We start from the raw sequence: 17,147 nt of genomic DNA, 5'->3' as shown, positions 1-17,147 counted from the left end.
TGCCCACCCTACTTATTATCAATTCATAAATTAAACCCCATTGTTTGCAAATGTCCCTCAACTTTTGCCGTTAACTCATCCACTCGATTCATTAATAAGGGTAATGGTTTCTCATATCTTTCTCCTAACTCTTTAACCCGTTGAGTTAACCCTTGACTAATACGTTCCATTTCCCCTTCAATAGCGGCTGCTAGGGTATTCATCCATTTATCATTAACAACTAAGGTTTTAATCTCATCTTCTGTTAATTGGGGATATTTTTCATAAGCTAATAAATCGAGTTTGTTCTCTGCTTCTTTAATTTTCTTCTTGAGTCGTGTCTCTTGATTATAGAGTTTTAACCACTGTTCTAATATCAATAATTCCTCATTATTATCATCATTAATGGTTAAATTACCCTGCTCAATTGTCCACTGTTTCAACTCCTTTATCCTGGCCGAAACAGTGGCTTTATTGACCTTTTCTAACTCAGAAAAAGCCCCTTCATCCCCTCCATTTTCTTCTTCTAATTCTGTTTTTTGTGTTGTTAAAGTTTCTAAATCTGTCTCCAATTGAGTCACTTTCTCCTGTTCATCAAAAAAATAACGATTCATGATTAAAAACTTAGGAATAAGATCACAAGTCCAACCCTTATCAATTTCTTTACCCCTCTTATTCTTTTCAATAATTCTAGTTGTTTGCGCCTGCCAACCTTGTTCCGCAATCCAATAACAATCATCTTGCATAGTATCTAGCCAATAATCTCGTAAATATTGATAAACTCCATACTTATCAATCAAAGGTTTATCTGTATAAAAACTCAATAAACTTTCTCCTAACTGCCAGATTAAACTTTTAGGTTTAAATCCTTCTTTTTCTAACCCTTTCAGTTTATCTTCCCATTCTTCTTGCCACTGAATAAATAAAGCTTTCATTTCTGTCATAAATGCCTTAAATTCTGGATGATCATTGATGGTTTGTTTTAGGTCCGAATAAACAACCCTCAAAGCAGAATAATTAGGACGACAAGGCCCAAAAAGTTCAGACTTTAAACTCGGACAAATTTCCCAATACTTAGCTAAATCTGCAATATTTTTATCAGGAATTCCCCCCTGTAAATGTCCTTCGATATCTTGACTATCCTCCGATGGCTGAGAATCAATATAACGAGGAATATTGAGATTAAAATCATTTTTTTCAATCTCTTCTAAACTAACAAAACGGGAATATTTAGGAACTTCTAACTGTTTCTTAAAAACATCAACAATTTTATGGATATCCCTATCCCGTAAACGGTTTTTATTACCATCTTTGATAAATTCCCCACTGCCATCAATCATAAAAATCCCTTGACGCTTGGCAGCTTCTGCCTTATCTAACACCACAATACAGGCAGGAATACCCGTTCCATAGAACAAATTAGGCGGTAAGCCAATAATTGCTTTAATATAACCCCTCTTGATTAAATTACGCCGAATTTCCGCCTCTGCATTCCCCCGAAACAGTACCCCGTGAGGCAAAATACAAGCTCCCTTACCTGTACTTTTAAGCGATCGCAGAATGTGCAATAAATAGGCATAATCTCCCTGTTTTCCTGGGGGAATACCAAACCCCTCAAACCGTTGATAATCGTCTTTTGTGGGATCTAACCCTGTACTCCAACGCTTATCACTAAAAGGAGGATTAGCCACCACATAATCAAAAATTTTCAGGGTATCTCCCATCATAAACAAAGGATTCGTCAAAGTATTGCCTTGTTGAATCTCTGCATCAGGATGTTGGTTTGACATACTCCCCCACTAAATCACAGATTATAGTGGGGGATTCTCTCCGTATCACTACCAGAAATTCCTTGCTCAACGAGACGGCTTAGATTCTCAATGTTGCCATTAAGAACCCAGCGGCCGGACTCTCCCAAGGCGTTTGGGTACGCCAGTTGCTCTACTTGGGGAGACCCCAAGACCGCACTGGCTCCGGTTTCGGTATGCCCTACCGTACCGTTGAGATGTTCTCCCAAATATTTCAACCCTTTTTTAAGAATATTTATTGCTGCATTGTGATCCCTATCTAAGACTGTTTTACAGTTAAGACATTGATGAGTTCTGGTACTTAATGATTTCTGAACTCTTGTACCACAAACTGAACAGTCTTGAGTTGTGAAATGGGGAGGAACAGCAACACAAACAATGCGATAAATCTTGGCTAGTTTATTCAACCATTGCGTGAATTGATACCAAGAAGCGTCACTAATCGACTTAGCAAGCTTACGGTTTTTTACCAAGTTTCTTACTTTTAAAGCCTCATAGACTACCAAATCATTAGATTGGACTAACGCCAAAGCATCTTTAATTGCTTTGTCTTTACGTTGTCTTGATACTTTAAGGTGAAGCTTGGCTACTTTTACCCGTTGCTTATGATAGTTGTTAGATTGTTTTTTACCTTTACGAAAGCGTTTTGATAAGCGACGTTGTGCTTTTTTTAGACGCTTTTCTGACTTTCTTAAATAACGGGGATTATTAACAGTATTGCCTTGTGCATCGGTGTAAAACTCTTTTAACCCCAAGTCAATTCCTGTTACTTGTCCCGTCGGTTCATGATGTTCTTGGCGTTCTACATCAATGAGAAACTGGCAATAATAACCATCACAACGTCTAACAATCCTCACCCGTCTAATCTGTTGTTCTGAATAATAAACCAAGGTTCTTTGACTACACCACAAATCAAATTCCCCTGCTTTAAAACCATCGGTGAATTTAATTTTACGTCTATCATCAGATAATTTGTAGCCTGTTACCTTATACTCAACAGAACGACTATGCTTTTTAAATTTAGGAAAGCCTTTCTTTCCAGGTATCTTAGCACGACAATTTTGATAAAACCTATTAATTGATTGCCAGGCTCTATCAGCAGAAGATTGACGGGCTTGAGAGTTTAATTTTGTTACCCAAGGTGTTTCTTGATTTTTGGCTAGTTGAGAACAAAGCTTTTGGAGATCATTACGGGTCGTCCCCTTATTGTCCATCCAATAACGAACACACAAATTTCTAACAAATTGCGCTGTCCTAATAGATTCATCAAGACGCTTATATTGTTCAGGCGTTCCGTTTTTTAACTTAGCTTCTACTACTAACATTCATCAATCCTCGACCTCTTAGTTTAACATAATTTACCCAGAAATGCTAGAATTAAATCGTTGCTTTCGCAGTTTATTTTATTGGTCGCCATTCATCCCACCGTCAATTTTGATGAGTGTCTTGTCGAAAAATATGACGGGGGCATTCTGGCGACATTTTAGGTAAAATCATATTCATACGAGCTAATCCTGAAGTTGTCCCGTCTTTTTCTTGACCATAAAGAGACACTTTAGTGTTGGCCTCATCGGCTACTTTTAGCAACAGAGAACCCGATCCACAGGTAGGATCGTATACGGTAGTGGTGGGAGACGTTTCTGCTTCACGAATGCCCAAAATTTGAGCAATAACCCGACTGACTTCTGCGGGGGTATAAAATTGTCCTTTACTTTTACCACTTTCCGTGGAAAAATTTCGCATTAAGTATTCATAAGCATCGCCGAGAATATCATCGCCATCGGCTCGATTTTTCGAGAAATCGAGAGCAGGATTCTCAAAAATAGCGATTAAATCCGTTAGACGATCGACCATTTCTTTGCCACTGCCCAACTTTGTTGCATCGTTAAAGTCTGGCATATTGGATAAATGGTTAGCTTCAGCTAAGGGTGCAAGAATCCGTTTGTTAATGAGATCGCCAATATGATCTTTTCCCTTGAAGGCAATCATATCCTGAAAAGAAGCCCCTTCTGGCACAGTAATTTCTGCAAAAGGTAGTCCTTTGTACTTATCGCTAATATATTTGATAAACAGACGTTACTGTAAGGTGGGCATTGCCCACCCTACAGGACTTTCCGCGTGAAAACTAAAAAGATGATCCAGGCTTATTTAAAAATTCAATTTCTTCTGGTGTACTAATACGTCCTAAAATTTTATTGCGGTGAGGAAAACGCCCAAATTGTTTAATCACTTGATAATGACGAGTCGCAAAGTTTATGGCACTTTGACTATCAGGATCATCTTTGAGGGTTGAAAATAAAGCGATCGCTTGCTGTTGATGGGTTAAGTTTTCACTATGTTCAAAAGGTAAATAAATAAACCATCGTTGTACAAGTAATAATTGACGATCAAATTGCTGAGATACTGCATATTGAGCAAGTTTCAAGGCGTTATTATCGGTAGCGAATGATTGGGGAGAGTTACGGAACATATTCCGAGGAAATTGATCAAAAACAAGAATTAAGGCTAAACAACTCAATGGGGTATTTTTCCAGTAATCTAAATCTCCTCTAACTGCTTGTTCATAAATCGGCAAAAACTGCGATCGTATCTGTTGATCAATTAAATCATCTTTCTTAAACCAAAATTTTCGAGGTTTTCCATAGTCTTTATCTTCCGGTTTCCCGAACCAGAAGGCTAGAATCTTTCTGACATCATTATTGTTAACCAATGGTTTTCCTCTTCATGACACTAATATTAACTATTTATTCTAGATAATCTAATTTTCAGGGACAATAATTTCTTCTTGTTGATCCACTTCTCGAATAATGGTAGAAGGATTAACATTTTCCGGTTCAAAAATAGAAGTTAAAGCTTGATCTAGGGTTTCTGACATAACAATTTGATTTTCATACACTACAATCACTCTTGCTAAGGTGGGTAAGCTATTTTCTTCAGCTTCTAAATATAAGGGTTCAACATAAAGTAAAGATTGTTCTTGGAAAAAGGGAATGACTAATAAGTTACCTTGAATCACTCGTGATCCTTGACGATTCCACAGGGAAATTTGTTGAGAAATGACAGGATCTTGATTAATTAATGCTTCAATTTGCTCAGGCCCATAAATAATCCTTTGTTTTGGCAATTCAAATAATAGCATCCTACCATAATTATCACCATCAGAACGGGCAAATAAACCAGCAATTAAGTTATTACGACTGGTAGGTGTATAAACACTAAATAACATAAATTCTTGGGCATCACTGGTTAGCTTCATTAATAAGTAATAGGGTTCAATAGGTTGTCGATTTTCCCCATAAATTTCTTGAGGAATACGCCATTGATCCTCTCGATTATAAAACACTTGAGGATCAGTCATATGATAATTCAATAAACGTTCAGATTGAGTATTATATAAATCCCTAGGATAACGAATATGGGCCTTAAGAAAAATAGGCATTTCGGAGAAAGGTTTAAATAGAGTGGGAAAGATTTTGTCCCAAGTTTGAATTAAGGGATCACTGTCATCAATCACGTAGAAATTAACATCACCGTTGTAAGCATCGATAACAATTTTGACCGAATTACGAATATAATTAAAGGGGCGATCGCCAGGTTCTGAATAGGGATAGCGATCGCTGGTAGTATAAGCATCAATTATCCAATATAAGGTAGTTTCTTCTGGCTTATTTTCATCATTTTTAACCCTAGCTGTTACGAGATAGGGATCACGATCAAACCTTAAAAAAGGCGCAATCATTCTAATCCGACGATTAATATTACGACGAAAGATTAATCGAGTATTGGGGGTAAAATTTCGAGTAAATATCATTTGCCAATCTTTTAAATAGGCAGAAAATAATAACCGTTGTCCCCAATTTTTGATTTCAATCCCTCCTCTTCCATCGTAAGTATTATAAACATTATCTTGACCACTAGGATAGTCTAATTCTTTCACTTCCGTATTGGTCATAATATAAGTATTAGTTGACTCTCCGAAGTAAATTCTAGGGTTATCAATAGGGATACTATCTCGAATTAAAGGACTAGAGGTTTGTAGGTCCCCTGTGTTATTTGCTGTGCCAATATTTTCAACAAAATAGAAAGGTAAACCCCCTTGAGCAACCTGATTCACGGGGGATAAAGTAAAGCCATAACCATGAGTATAAACCAGATGTTGATTCACCCAAGTTTTGGCTTGTTCAGGTACTTCATTATAGTCTAATTCCCTGGCAGCAATTAATACCTGTTGCTTAGCAATTTCTGGTAAATTTTCTTTATCTTCAAGGGGGATTGTGTAGCGATCCATATCAGCATCATTAAACTGATAATAGAGTCGTAATTGTTGTAATTGACGATTCGTTTGTAAAAGGGGACGAGAATCCCAAAGCCGAATATTATTAATAGTTAGACGATTTTCATCTAAGGATTCTGCTGTTAAATTTCCCGTTGCATTTAGGGTTTCAACTTCAATTTTGTCTAAATCAAAAGCACGACGAGTTAAGGCAATATTACGTTCAATATAAGGTCTTTCTCTGTCTAATTCATTGGGTTCTACAATTAAACTTTGGACTGCTTTTTGACCAAAAAACGAGATCAATAAAATACTCAAATAGATGATAAACGGAATAGGAGAAAAAGGAAGATTATAAAGAATAGACCGTTTTAATGAGCGCATTTGTGCATAGCGTCCCCATCCTGTCATTCCCTTAATTAATAACCATAATGCAATGATCATGGATATAATAGCTGCAAGGGTGTAGATAGGCAGCAAAAAATGGATATCTGTATAACTGGCTCCAAAGACAACCCCCTCAGTGGAGTATAATAACTGATATCTGGCTAACAAATGATAGAGTCCGACAATGGACATCAGAAAACCGCCTAAAATATAGATATGACGGAGTTGATAGCGAGAAAAGCCAGGAAACTTACCTTGAGATAAGGTATTAGCTGATAAGACATAAGTCAAAGTGACAATAATTAATCCTAATAAAAATAATCCCCCTAACCAAAAATTGACTAATTTCCAAAACGAAAAACTGAAAATATAAAAACTAATATCTCGCCCAAATTGAGGGTCGACTTCTCCAAAGGTTGTGGGATTCAAATATTCTAAAATTCTTGTCCAGTTTCCTGACAAAACCAGACCAAAGATCAAACTAAAGACTAAGGAGGTTATTCTTAAGAAAAACTGACCTTGAAGAAAAATAAGGGTAACAATCGTGACTACAATTGCCCCTTTCCATAACTGATCTCTGAGTTGAGATAAGAGTTGAGGAACGGATGTAAAAAAGAAAGGATTGGGGAGATTAGGGGTAATATTAGGTAAGGTAAAGTCTGGGGTCCAAACATTATAACCTACGTCAATGTAATAAAGGAGCATTAAGCCCATTAATCCTCCTAAACTAATAACGATAAAAAGTAACCATAACAGGCCAAACGAACGAGACTCCGGTGTTAATTGAGGATTTCTTTTTTTTCCTTGTCTCCGTCTTGTTTTATCCTGGGTAGGAACTTGAGGAATAAAATGCCATTGATGACGTTGAGCGCGGCGTAAATTCCCCCATAAAAACCATAAGGAAAAGCCGCTAATTGTCCCCCATAACCCCAACTGCCATAATAATTGTTTGAGAAAAATCTCTAAATAACCTACTTCTTGAAACCAAAGTCCCTCAACAACAACATGAGAAACTAATTCAAACACTAAACCAAGGCTTACTAAACAGATAAACAATTTGGTTAGGGAATGGTTTAATAACTTAGGCATGATAGGGATTATGGGAGTAGATTTTTATTGTTTTGATAATTGCAATTCTCGAACGGGTTGAGGTTGGCGTTTTCCTTCTAACATCATTTTCACCCCTCTAGCCGGTGATAAGGTTACACCCCGTCTTTGTTGTGTTTCGGGTTGAGTATCGGCTAATTTTAAGTGATACTGTGACACAATTGTGGCGATAACTAATTTCATCTCAAATTGTGCCAAAGCTTCCCCAACGCAACGCCGGGACCCCCCACCAAAGGGTATAAACTCGTAAGGGGTATATTGACGATCAATAAATCTTTGAGGATTAAATTGTTCAGGGTTGCTATATAAATCTTCCCGTAGATGGGTTAAATACATACATCCCATAATCATATCCTCAGGTTCAAAGGTGTAACCGGCTACCTCAACCTTTTCTTGAGCCACTCTCGTAAAGGTTAACATGGCAGAAGGAGATAGTCTCAGGGTTTCGTTACAAACGGCGGTTAAGTAGGGCAGACGGAAAATATCCATCCCTCCTGCATGGGGGGAAAGGGTGTTTAACTCCTCGATTAGCTTATCTTTGACTTCAGGGGTATGATGAATCCAGTATAAAGCCCAGGCCATGGCTGAGGCCGTGGTTTCGTGACCGGCCGTTAAGAGAGTCATTAATTCATCTCTTAATTCTTGATCCCTCATTCCCTCCCCTTGTTCATCCGTTGCAGACATAAGAAGGGATAAAATATCGGTACGGTTCGGATCAGGGTTAGCCCGGCGATCGCTAATTTCTGCATAGATCAACTCATCGATCGCTTGACGTTGACTAAGAAAATGGCCCCAAGGACTCCAACGACCCCAATCTTTTTGCAAAAAGGGAAAGAATAAAAAGGCAGAGGTGACAGGAGAATTAAATAGATCAAGCATTTTTTTTTAATCGATCTTGTAATTCTTCATAACGTTGCCCTTCCGTGACCCCAAATACCGCTTCTGTGATCACTTTTAAGGAGATATCCTGCATGATCTCCCTAGCTAAAAAGGGTTGATTGTGGGGGACTTTTTCCATCACTTCTTCAGTAATACGAATCGTCAAGTCACCATAAACTTTGAGACGTTCCCCGTGAAACGATGGCATCACTAACTGACGACGTTGACGATGGCGATCGCCGTCAAGCATCAACACCGAAGAATCACCAATCAATGGCCGCAATATGCCATTTAACTTACTCGGAGAGATAAATTGCTTGCGATCATGAGTCAACACATATTGCATGATCTCAGGATGACTGGTGAGAATAATATCATTCCCAAAACCGACCATTTTGACTTTAAATATATCTCGATAGCGACGATGATTCGTTTTTAGATACCGGGTTGGGTTAAAAATCCATTGTAATTGTTGTATCAATTTAGGAGTTTTAGAAGCGGGGATTGTTTTCATTACACAGATTTTTATCGTTGTATATGACCTTCTCTCTTTATAGTAATTGATCAAAATTGTTAATGAAATTTTGGGGTAACCGAAAAAAAGGGTTCCAAGCCTCGTATTTCAAGGGGATGAAAGCGGTCGAGGGATGGCGAGGTTTCCTCGCCATATCCAATCGACCAAGAGAAGAAGAGTTTTCCTTGTTTCAAGCCTCCAACTTGAGGTGGAGGTAATTCTAAATTCTACATTCTAAATTCTACATTCTGATTGACACTCAGCTAACTGGGAGAAGTGGGTTTAACCTCTAAACAAACCCAAAAATCTGAGGACTTTTAGCGCGAATGGGAAATTGATTCAGATAAGCCACCGGGTTACTAGGATCGAACGATCGCCCGTCAATAAAGGCGGTACTACTTTCTTTTTTCATGCTATCACTGGGTAGGGGAATATTTAACGCCTCGGCCACTTCTTCATAAATAGTAATGGGATAAATTTTATCTAATAATTCATCTGCTTCTTTCGGATAGTCATAAATCTCTAAATCATGCCAACGAATCATCTGGGTTAACATCCATACGGCATGGGAACGCCAAGGATAATTAGCGTGATCATTTTCTCCTAAATAATCTACATCTCGATGATGAAACACCGTATAATCTGGTGTAAATCGCTGATAGTTTTTAGACCCTTCACTACTATAAGAATAGTTACCCATTAAGGTCGATTCAATCAAACTGGTATCGAGATTTAAATAATTAGGTTGTCCTAAAATAGCAGCCACTTCTGTCTGATTATCCAAGCGATCGCAATATTGACAAGCTTCAATTAAAGCTGCCATTAAGGCCCTGGTTGTCTTCGGATGTTTTCTGGCCCAGCCGTCCATTGTTGCCAGAATTTTATTAGGATGGCCCTGCCAAATATCTCGACTAATATAACTAATAAAACCCGCTTTTTCTAATACTGTTTGTTGATTCCAAGGGGAAGACGCGCTATAACCATCTATCATCCCGGCTTGTAATTTATAGATCATTTGAGAAGCCGGAAACTCCACTAATTCGACTTCTGTTGTCGGCATTAAACCGATAGCAGATAACCAATAACGAGTTAAATAAGCATCGGTAGAAAAGGGAGAATCTACCGCCAAATTCACAGGGGTTTCACGGTTTCGCCAGTAGCGTCTCATATTCTCTTCAAAGTCAGTAAAATTGAAATAATCCACCGACGGCCGTATTCCTGCGTCCCAAGCTTTTTGGGTGATAGTAATCGCACTACCATTCAGATTTAATGTCATTAAGGAGATTAATGGGGCTTCTTCTTCCCCTAATTGTGCCAACATGGGGAAAGCATAGGGAAGCTGTCCTGCATCCATTGTCCACCCTAATAACTCTGTTTTGACCTCTTCTGGGGTTCCGAGACGTTTTAGGGTGACAGACAAGCCATAACGCTCAAAAAAACCCTTTTCCTGAGCAATAATTAAGGGGGCTGCATCCCCATTCGCCACGTATCCGAGAATTAGGTTAGGCTTTTCTAAGGTGCCAAAGTCCACGTCGGTTTTTTGTTGATTGAAGATATCAACTTGACTACAAGCTGCCACCCCTAAGCTGGCTAACCCTAACCCACTGTATTTAATAAAATTGCGACGTTTCATAAATAATATTAGTTAATAATTTTGTATTTTTAAGGATTAATAAAAGGACTCACATCCTCTGCCGGACATCCTGCTAAAGCTGCTAAATTAATCGGTTTTTCTCCGACACTAGACGGTACATAAGTATAGGCTAAATCAACCCCTTGGTTATTAATGGACACTTGCCAGTAATCTTGATAACCAACAGTTCCGACAGAAATAGATTGAATTGTAACAGGTTGGGGCGTGGTTTCGCCACAGGGTTCACAAAAAAGATAAATTAATTGATTTAATTTCAGAAAACTTGCTGCTTTTAACCCTTGTTCTTGGTCTATATAGGAACATTGATCAGCATAAGCCATCTGGGTTGAAAATGAAATGATTGTAATGCCTAAAAGTAGGATTTTGAAAAATTTTAACATAATTAACTCACTAATTTTATTTTTGATTATTTTTTACTGTGTATGATAATCATAACCCTCTGCTATAATAAGGTAAAGATAGGGTGTAGGGTGGAATTCGTAAATTTATTTATGGCAAACTCAAAAACACAATAAGTTTTTTAATATATTACTATCACTAATTCACTAAATTTATTTGTGATCCTTGATTAGTTTTATAGACTTCAATCCGATTTTGAAAGGCTTCTTTAAATTGGGGCATATGGGTAACCGCTAAAATACAAGAAAATTCAGAAGAAATGGCATTAATAGCTGCCACTAACCGTTCACATCCTTGTGCATCTTGAGTCCCAAACCCTTCGTCAATAATTAACATTTGTAAGGTAGTTCCTGCCCGTTGTGCTAATAATTTAGCTAAGGCTAAGCGAACAGAAAAATTAATCCTAAATGCTTCACCCCCTGAATAAGTTTCATAAGCACGGGTTCCTTTGGCATCAGAAATAATAATATCTAAAGTATCAATCATTTTAACATTTTTTTTCCGAGAACTGCCACTTTTTCCTGCTTTTTGTGTTACAAATCTAATATGAAATTGATTCCCTGTTAATCTTGATAAAATGTGATTCGTTTCTGTTTCTAACTGCGGTAAAACATTTTCAATCATTAATAATTGAATTCCATTTTTACTAAAAGCTTTGCTCAATTCTGTATGAACCCGATATTGTTTACGAACTTGATTATATTCTTTTTCTTGGTTTTCTTGGTCTTGTTTTAGGGTTTCCAGTTGAGATAAAGATTGTTCTATTCTTCCTTTTTGGGCGAGTAAATTATCTAATTTTTCTCTTTGTGTTTTTAGTTGGGTTTCTAAGGTTTCAATTTCTTGACTATGATCTTCAATGGTTTCTAATTGACTGGATAACTGTTGTATAAATTTTTCTGTATCTGTTTGTTCTTCTTGATTATTATTAATTTTAGTTTCAATGGTTTTTAACTGTTCTTTTAGTTGAGGATAGTCTTGTTTTACCCCTTGTAATTTCTGATAATCAACCACACAGGATTGAGATTTACGAATATAATCAGAAATCCGTTGATGATAGGATCGATCATAGTTTAAATTGTTTAATTCTTCTTCTATTTTATTAATTTCTTGTTTTAATTCTGAATTCGTTTCTAAGTTATTTTTTTCTGTTTCCAGTTGTTCAAGTTTAGCGATTATTTCAGGTTTTTGTTGTTCAATTTTTTTCTGATTACGAATAGCATCTTCTATTCTTGCTTGTTTTATTTCTGCCCACCGTAACCGTTCAACTTCTCCCCTTGCTAAGGCGTGGGTTTGTTCATCATAATTCAGTTTTTCTAATCTTTTATTGATTATTTTAATGTCATTTTGTATATTCATTCCATAGGTTTCTGTATTAATTAAATTGTTAATATTTTCTTTTTCTTTTAGTAATTTTTTAAACTTAATTTTAACTTCCCCTGCTTGATCAAGTTGCGCTTCTATCCGAGAAAATTCTTGTTGTACACTTCCTGAAGATTTTAGCTGATTTTCTAATTGTTTATCCTCACTAATTAATGATTTAATATCCCGTTTAATAACCGATAATTCTTCTTGTAAAAACCAAATCTGTTGTTGAAGTTTTTCTTGTTGTTTATTGGTCTTATCAATGACATGATGACGGCGGTTTTCATCCAAGTCTTGCTCACATAAAGGACAAGTGGATTCTGGATTATTTAATAAGTTTATCTTCTGTTGTAATTCTTCTATTTTTCGGTATAATTACGCTGATTAACAATTAATTTTTCTTGTGTTAGTTTTCTCTCTTGTGATTTTTCTTTAACTCTTTTTTGATAGACTTTTTGATTATCAATTTCTTGTATTTTATGATCTAATTCTATCAGTAGTTGTCGTCTTTCGGGTATTTTTTCTAACTCTTGATGATACTGACTTTCTAAGGTTTCAAATTGTTCTAATTTAGCTTCTAAATTAGCTTTTATTTTTTCTAATTCCGTTTCTAAGATTTGCTTTTGTTTCAATAAAGGTGTTACTGTATGTTGTAAGTTATCTAATTCTTGTAACCGTTCTCGATGATGGTTTAATTTTTGGACAGCAGCTTTAATGTCTTCAGATTGACTAATAATTTTTTGTAAATCTTCTTCTTGTTCTGCTAATTGTTCTAAACGAGTTTGTTGTTGACGAATTTGTAATTGTAATTGATTATTTTTTTTGAATATTTCTTGTTCAATTTTTTGTTTTTTCTGTTGAATGTCTTGAGAAAGTTGGAATTGATGAGATAAGGTTTCTTCTTGTTTTTGTAGCAGTTGTAACTCTTCGTATTTTTCAATAATCTCTTGTTCTTGACTAATTAGTTTTTCTGATTCCTGAATTTTATGAATTAATTGAGACTGTTGTTGTTCTAATTGTTTTCTTTCTTTGTTTAAGCTTTGCTGTTTATTTTGATGCCATGTAAATTGTTCTAACCAAGCTTGACGATGACTATCTTTTTGTTTGATTGTTTGTAATTTTTCTCTATCTAATTGTTGTGATTTTTGTAATTTATTAATCTCTTGGTTAATGGTTTTTTCCTGAACCTTAATATCTTTTTGTTCTTCTATTTGCTGGCTAGTTTTATCTAAGTTTATTTTTATTTGTTCAGATTGTATTTTATACTGTTTAGATAAATCTTTGGCTTTATCGGCTAATATTTGATATTGCTCTAATTTTAATAATTCAGCTAAGACTTTTTTTCTATCCGCAGCCCCTCTTAACATAAATTCGTCAGCCCTACCTTGACGTAAATAAGCTGAATTAATAAAGGTATCGTAATCTAATTTCAATGTAGCAATAATAATATCTTGAGTATCTTTAATCCTTTTGCCACTTAAAGAGATAAAGTTATTTCCGCTATTAACTTGAAACTCTAAGGTTGGACTTTTCCCTCGTTGACGACTACGAATAATTCGATAACTTTGTTCATAAGAAATAAACTCAAAATCAACCCTAACATAGTCGGCCGTCGTATGAATAATATCTTCATCGGAAGCGGTTCGACTTTTCCCCCAAATTGTCCAGGTTATTGCTTCTAATAAAGATGATTTTCCGGCACCGTTTGCCCCACAAATACAAGCGGTATGTAACCCCCGAAAATCAAGGACAGTTTCTCGATAACTTAAAAAGTTTTTCAGGGTAAGTTGCAAAGGAATCATATTAACAAATTAGCCAAAAAAGCGATAGGTGCGAAGCTATAATGATCTAGTGTAACGAGAAAGGTTTGATAACTTCTAGGAAATGCCTGTTAACTGTTACAATTATTGATAATTTAAAAAAGATTGAAAATCATGTCAAAGGTTGGTGCGGGTATCATTTCCCCCCGAAAGTCCAATAATTGTACAACAATTAAATAAGCAACAGCGAGAAAAATAGAAATAGCACCAGTGATAATCGCGACAATTTTACCTTGATTCATAATTAATTGATTTTCTGATTACACAATCTGATTATCTATTATAGTCTCTCGATGTTAGAATAATAAAATTGTTAGTGATTGAGTTCAACAATGACTGATACAATCTTTAGTAAGATTATTCGGCGAGAAATTCCGGCCAATATCGTCTATGAAGATGATTTATGCTTAGCTTTTACTGATATTAACCCTCAAGCACCCACCCATATTTTAGTTATTCCTAAAAAACCCATTCCTAAACTAGAAGAAGCACAAGAAGAGGATCATCGTATCTTAGGACATCTTTTAATGAAGGTGAAACAAGTTGCCCAAGAAGCCGGGTTAACTAACGGTTATCGTGTGGTTATTAATAATGGAGAAGATGGAGGGCAAACCGTCGATCATCTTCATTTACATATTTTAGGGGGTCGCCATTTAGCTTGGCCGCCGGGTTAAAAAATGGGGTTTGGATCAATTATAGGATGATTTAAAATAGTAGGGGAGCAGGGAGCGCCGGAGCAGGGAGAGGGTTTTTACATTACCTGTAACCGAAATCATCTTGTAAATATGCAATTCCAAAAAATAAGGGTCAACAGTTGTTGACCCATAGTAAGATTAGGAATCTGATTAATTAATAAAAGGCATCTAAATCAATGGCTTTTGAACCCCCTTCTTTTAACTGTTTTAATACGCTTTCGAGTTGAATCCAAACTAAAGCAGCAATAAAGATAGTCATGGGTAAAGAAATGGCATAGCATAGCCAACGATCAAAGAGAAAAATCTCTAAACCGGCCGATAAAAACACACAAATACCAACACAAATACCAAGAAAGGGTAACTGTAACCCTGAACCTTTTAGCATCTGATCGGCTGGCTTTTTCAACATGACCTTAACTTGAGATTTTAGGGTGGCTTCAAAGGCTAAACCACAGGTAAGACCAATAAATAGGCCAGCAGCAATTAGGAAATAAGGAGGCTGAGGAAAATAGTACATAAAAGGCAGGGATTAAATGAATGATAAATTAGTTGATCTCGGCTGTGTTGGGAAGAATGGCAGCAACTCCTGCAGTAGAAAATTGTCGAAATGCCTTGATAGCAACACCAAATAATTGTTGAGGTTGGAGATCGTCACTAATTAAAGCCCAAATTCTTTGAACTTCTTCAGTGTGTAAGCGATCATCTTCGGTCAACGCTAACAATAATTGATGACGCAAATATCTTCCTTCATCAGACAACAAATATTGTAATCCTAATTGTGCCGTTGGTAGTAGATCAAATTGTTCATCTGATCGGGCAATACGGATCATATTTTCTAACCGTTGCCACTGGAATTTTCCATCTTTAAACAAGACTTCTATCAGTCTTCTTCTCAGTTGGGGAGACTCTCCAGTTAGTAAGCGTCGGGCAACATAAGGATAACCTACTTCCACAATTTTGAAGTCAGGATCAAGACTCAACGCTAACCCCTCTTGAGTAATTAATGAACGAATAATTAAGGCAAATTTCGCCGGAACCCGGAACGGATATTCATACATCAATTCCGAAAAATCATCGGTGATGGTTTTAAAGTTAAAGTTCCCCACACTCTGCCCGATGGCATTGCCTAACACCCGTTCTAAGGCGGGAATAATGGGTTCAATATCGGTGTCAGGGGTCAAAAAGCCTAACTGCACAAAATCCCTGGCTAAGGCATCATAATCTTCATTGATTAACTGTACCACTGAACTGGCAATGGTTTCTTTGGTTTCTTCTTCTAACTGATCCATCATGCCAAAGTCAATAAAGGCCATGCGGCCATCAAGGGTGGCAAAAAGGTTCCCAGGATGGGGATCGGCGTGGAAAAATCCATGTTCTAGGAGTTGTCTTAACCCAGAGGTGACCCCAATTTTAACGATCGCATAAGGATCGAGTCCGGCTGCTCTAATTTTGTCGGTATCAGTTAATTTATAGCCCTGTATCCACTCTAAGGTTAAAACGCGATCGCTACTATAGGACCAGTAAATGACGGGAACTTTCACGTCATCGTCTTCTCTAAAGTTGGCTGCAAATTTCTCGGCGTTTCTCCCTTCGTTCACATAGTCAATTTCTTCAAATAATTTAACGCCAAATTCATCGATAATCAGGGTTAAATCATGACCTAAGTTAAGGGGTAAAAAGCGACCAAACTGACAGGCTGCCCACCGCATTAAGAACAAATCACGGGTTAAAATGGGTCTGAGGTTGGGCCGTTGGACTTTAACGGCCACTTCTTCGCCGGTATGCAACACCGCGCGGTAAACCTGCCCTAAACTGGCTGCTGCGACGGGGTTGGGCGAAATTTCTCGATAGGCTTGATTGATACTTGTCCCTAGAGATGTCTCTATAATCGAAAAAGCGATTTTGTTATCGAAGGGGGGGAGTTGATCCTGTAGCTTGATCAATTCATCAAGGAAGTCGGGACGGATCAAGTCGGGGCGAGTGGATAAGGCTTGGCCCACTTTGATAAAGGTTGGTCCTAAACGGGTGAGAATTTGCCTTAATTCGGTCGCACATTTCTGTTTATTGTCTTTATCAGGGTTAAACCAGTGATCCCATTGAAGATGGATTAAAAACCAGCCAAAGGACCAGATAATGGTAATAGCCCGTTGAATCACTTCCCACGGATGTCGGCGGTAAAAACGGGCGATCGCAGCAGCATCATAGCGTTTTTGCTGTTGGATATTAGAACTAGGGTCATATGATTCTATGGTTTGCCAAGTCACAACTTG

At 37.0% G+C, this 17,147-nt stretch carries 10 protein-coding genes and 3 pseudogenes; 1 reads left to right on the top strand and 12 read right to left on the bottom strand.

Annotated elements, in window-relative coordinates; genetic code table 11:
• Positions 1-23: 23 nt before the first annotated feature.
• The 10 genes and pseudogenes from C4E06_RS16695 to C4E06_RS28100 all read right to left on the bottom strand — a co-directional run bounded on the left by C4E06_RS16695 (position 24) and on the right by C4E06_RS28100 (position 14,424).
• The gene (locus C4E06_RS16695; RefSeq protein ID WP_107669074.1) at positions 24-1,769 is read right to left on the bottom strand and encodes an N-6 DNA methylase; all 1,746 of its coding nucleotides are present in this window, start codon (positions 1,767-1,769) and stop codon (positions 24-26) included.
• A 14-nt stretch (positions 1,770-1,783) separates the two neighbouring features.
• Positions 1,784-3,112: an RNA-guided endonuclease TnpB family protein gene (locus C4E06_RS16690; protein WP_107669073.1), complete on the bottom strand. Its 1,329-nt coding sequence runs from the start codon at positions 3,110-3,112 to the stop codon at positions 1,784-1,786.
• A gap of 163 nt (positions 3,113-3,275) precedes the next feature.
• Positions 3,276-3,860 (bottom strand): annotated as a pseudogene (locus C4E06_RS16685) (class I SAM-dependent DNA methyltransferase); the annotation flags it as partial.
• Between the two features lie 52 nt (positions 3,861-3,912).
• Positions 3,913-4,497, bottom strand: coding sequence for a DUF924 family protein (locus tag C4E06_RS16680; protein ID WP_107669072.1), 585 nt, complete (start codon positions 4,495-4,497; stop codon positions 3,913-3,915).
• A gap of 48 nt (positions 4,498-4,545) precedes the next feature.
• Entirely contained in the window at positions 4,546-7,536 is a 2,991-nt protein-coding gene (locus tag C4E06_RS16675) for a UPF0182 family protein (RefSeq protein WP_107669071.1), read from the bottom strand.
• 24 nt (positions 7,537-7,560) lie between these two features.
• Positions 7,561-8,947, bottom strand: a pseudogene (locus C4E06_RS16670) (cytochrome P450).
• Positions 8,948-9,236: 289 nt separating this feature from the next.
• Positions 9,237-10,580 (bottom strand): CmpA/NrtA family ABC transporter substrate-binding protein, encoded by a 1,344-nt coding sequence (locus C4E06_RS16665; RefSeq protein ID WP_107669070.1) that lies wholly within the window; start codon positions 10,578-10,580, stop codon positions 9,237-9,239.
• 29 nt (positions 10,581-10,609) lie between these two features.
• Positions 10,610-10,981 (bottom strand): hypothetical protein, encoded by a 372-nt coding sequence (locus C4E06_RS16660; RefSeq protein ID WP_107669069.1) that lies wholly within the window; start codon positions 10,979-10,981, stop codon positions 10,610-10,612.
• Positions 10,982-11,138: 157 nt separating this feature from the next.
• Positions 11,139-14,164, bottom strand: a pseudogene (gene sbcC / locus C4E06_RS29600) (exonuclease subunit SbcC).
• 113 nt (positions 14,165-14,277) lie between these two features.
• Entirely contained in the window at positions 14,278-14,424 is a 147-nt protein-coding gene (locus C4E06_RS28100) for a hypothetical protein (protein ID WP_198648760.1), read from the bottom strand.
• 90 nt (positions 14,425-14,514) lie between these two features.
• On the opposite strand from C4E06_RS28100, the gene C4E06_RS16650 reads away from it, so the two are divergent.
• Positions 14,515-14,856 carry a histidine triad nucleotide-binding protein gene (locus tag C4E06_RS16650; protein ID WP_107669068.1) on the top strand — a complete coding sequence of 114 codons (342 nt, stop codon included), beginning with the start codon at positions 14,515-14,517 and terminating at the stop codon, positions 14,854-14,856.
• 175 nt (positions 14,857-15,031) lie between these two features.
• Here C4E06_RS16650 and C4E06_RS16645 read toward each other — a convergent pair whose 3' ends face one another.
• Positions 15,032-15,394 (bottom strand): hypothetical protein, encoded by a 363-nt coding sequence (locus tag C4E06_RS16645; protein WP_107669067.1) that lies wholly within the window; start codon positions 15,392-15,394, stop codon positions 15,032-15,034.
• A 28-nt stretch (positions 15,395-15,422) separates the two neighbouring features.
• Positions 15,423-17,141 carry an AarF/ABC1/UbiB kinase family protein gene (locus tag C4E06_RS16640; protein WP_107669066.1) on the bottom strand — a complete coding sequence of 573 codons (1,719 nt, stop codon included), beginning with the start codon at positions 17,139-17,141 and terminating at the stop codon, positions 15,423-15,425.
• Positions 17,142-17,147: the final 6 nt, after the last annotated feature.

Source organism: Cyanothece sp. BG0011, assembly GCF_003013815.1.
GTDB lineage: Bacteria > Cyanobacteriota > Cyanobacteriia > Cyanobacteriales > Microcystaceae > Crocosphaera.
Note: the sequence above shows the minus strand (reverse complement) of the source record. Positions and strands in the feature narration are given on the sequence as shown.

Bases quoted from the DNA above. Each gene is read 5' to 3' on its own strand.
- C4E06_RS16650 (WP_107669068.1), top strand. From the start codon at position 14,515: ATGACTGATACAATCTTTAGTAAGATTATTCGGCGAGAAATTCCGGCC.
- C4E06_RS16660 (WP_107669069.1), bottom strand. From the start codon at position 10,981: ATGTTAAAATTTTTCAAAATCCTACTTTTAGGCATTACAATCATTTCA.
- C4E06_RS16645 (WP_107669067.1), bottom strand. From the start codon at position 15,394: ATGTACTATTTTCCTCAGCCTCCTTATTTCCTAATTGCTGCTGGCCTA.
- C4E06_RS16690 (WP_107669073.1), bottom strand. From the start codon at position 3,112: ATGTTAGTAGTAGAAGCTAAGTTAAAAAACGGAACGCCTGAACAATAT.
- C4E06_RS16665 (WP_107669070.1), bottom strand. From the start codon at position 10,580: ATGAAACGTCGCAATTTTATTAAATACAGTGGGTTAGGGTTAGCCAGC.
- C4E06_RS28100 (WP_198648760.1), bottom strand. From the start codon at position 14,424: ATGAATCAAGGTAAAATTGTCGCGATTATCACTGGTGCTATTTCTATT.
- C4E06_RS16695 (WP_107669074.1), bottom strand. From the start codon at position 1,769: ATGTCAAACCAACATCCTGATGCAGAGATTCAACAAGGCAATACTTTG.
- C4E06_RS16675 (WP_107669071.1), bottom strand. From the start codon at position 7,536: ATGCCTAAGTTATTAAACCATTCCCTAACCAAATTGTTTATCTGTTTA.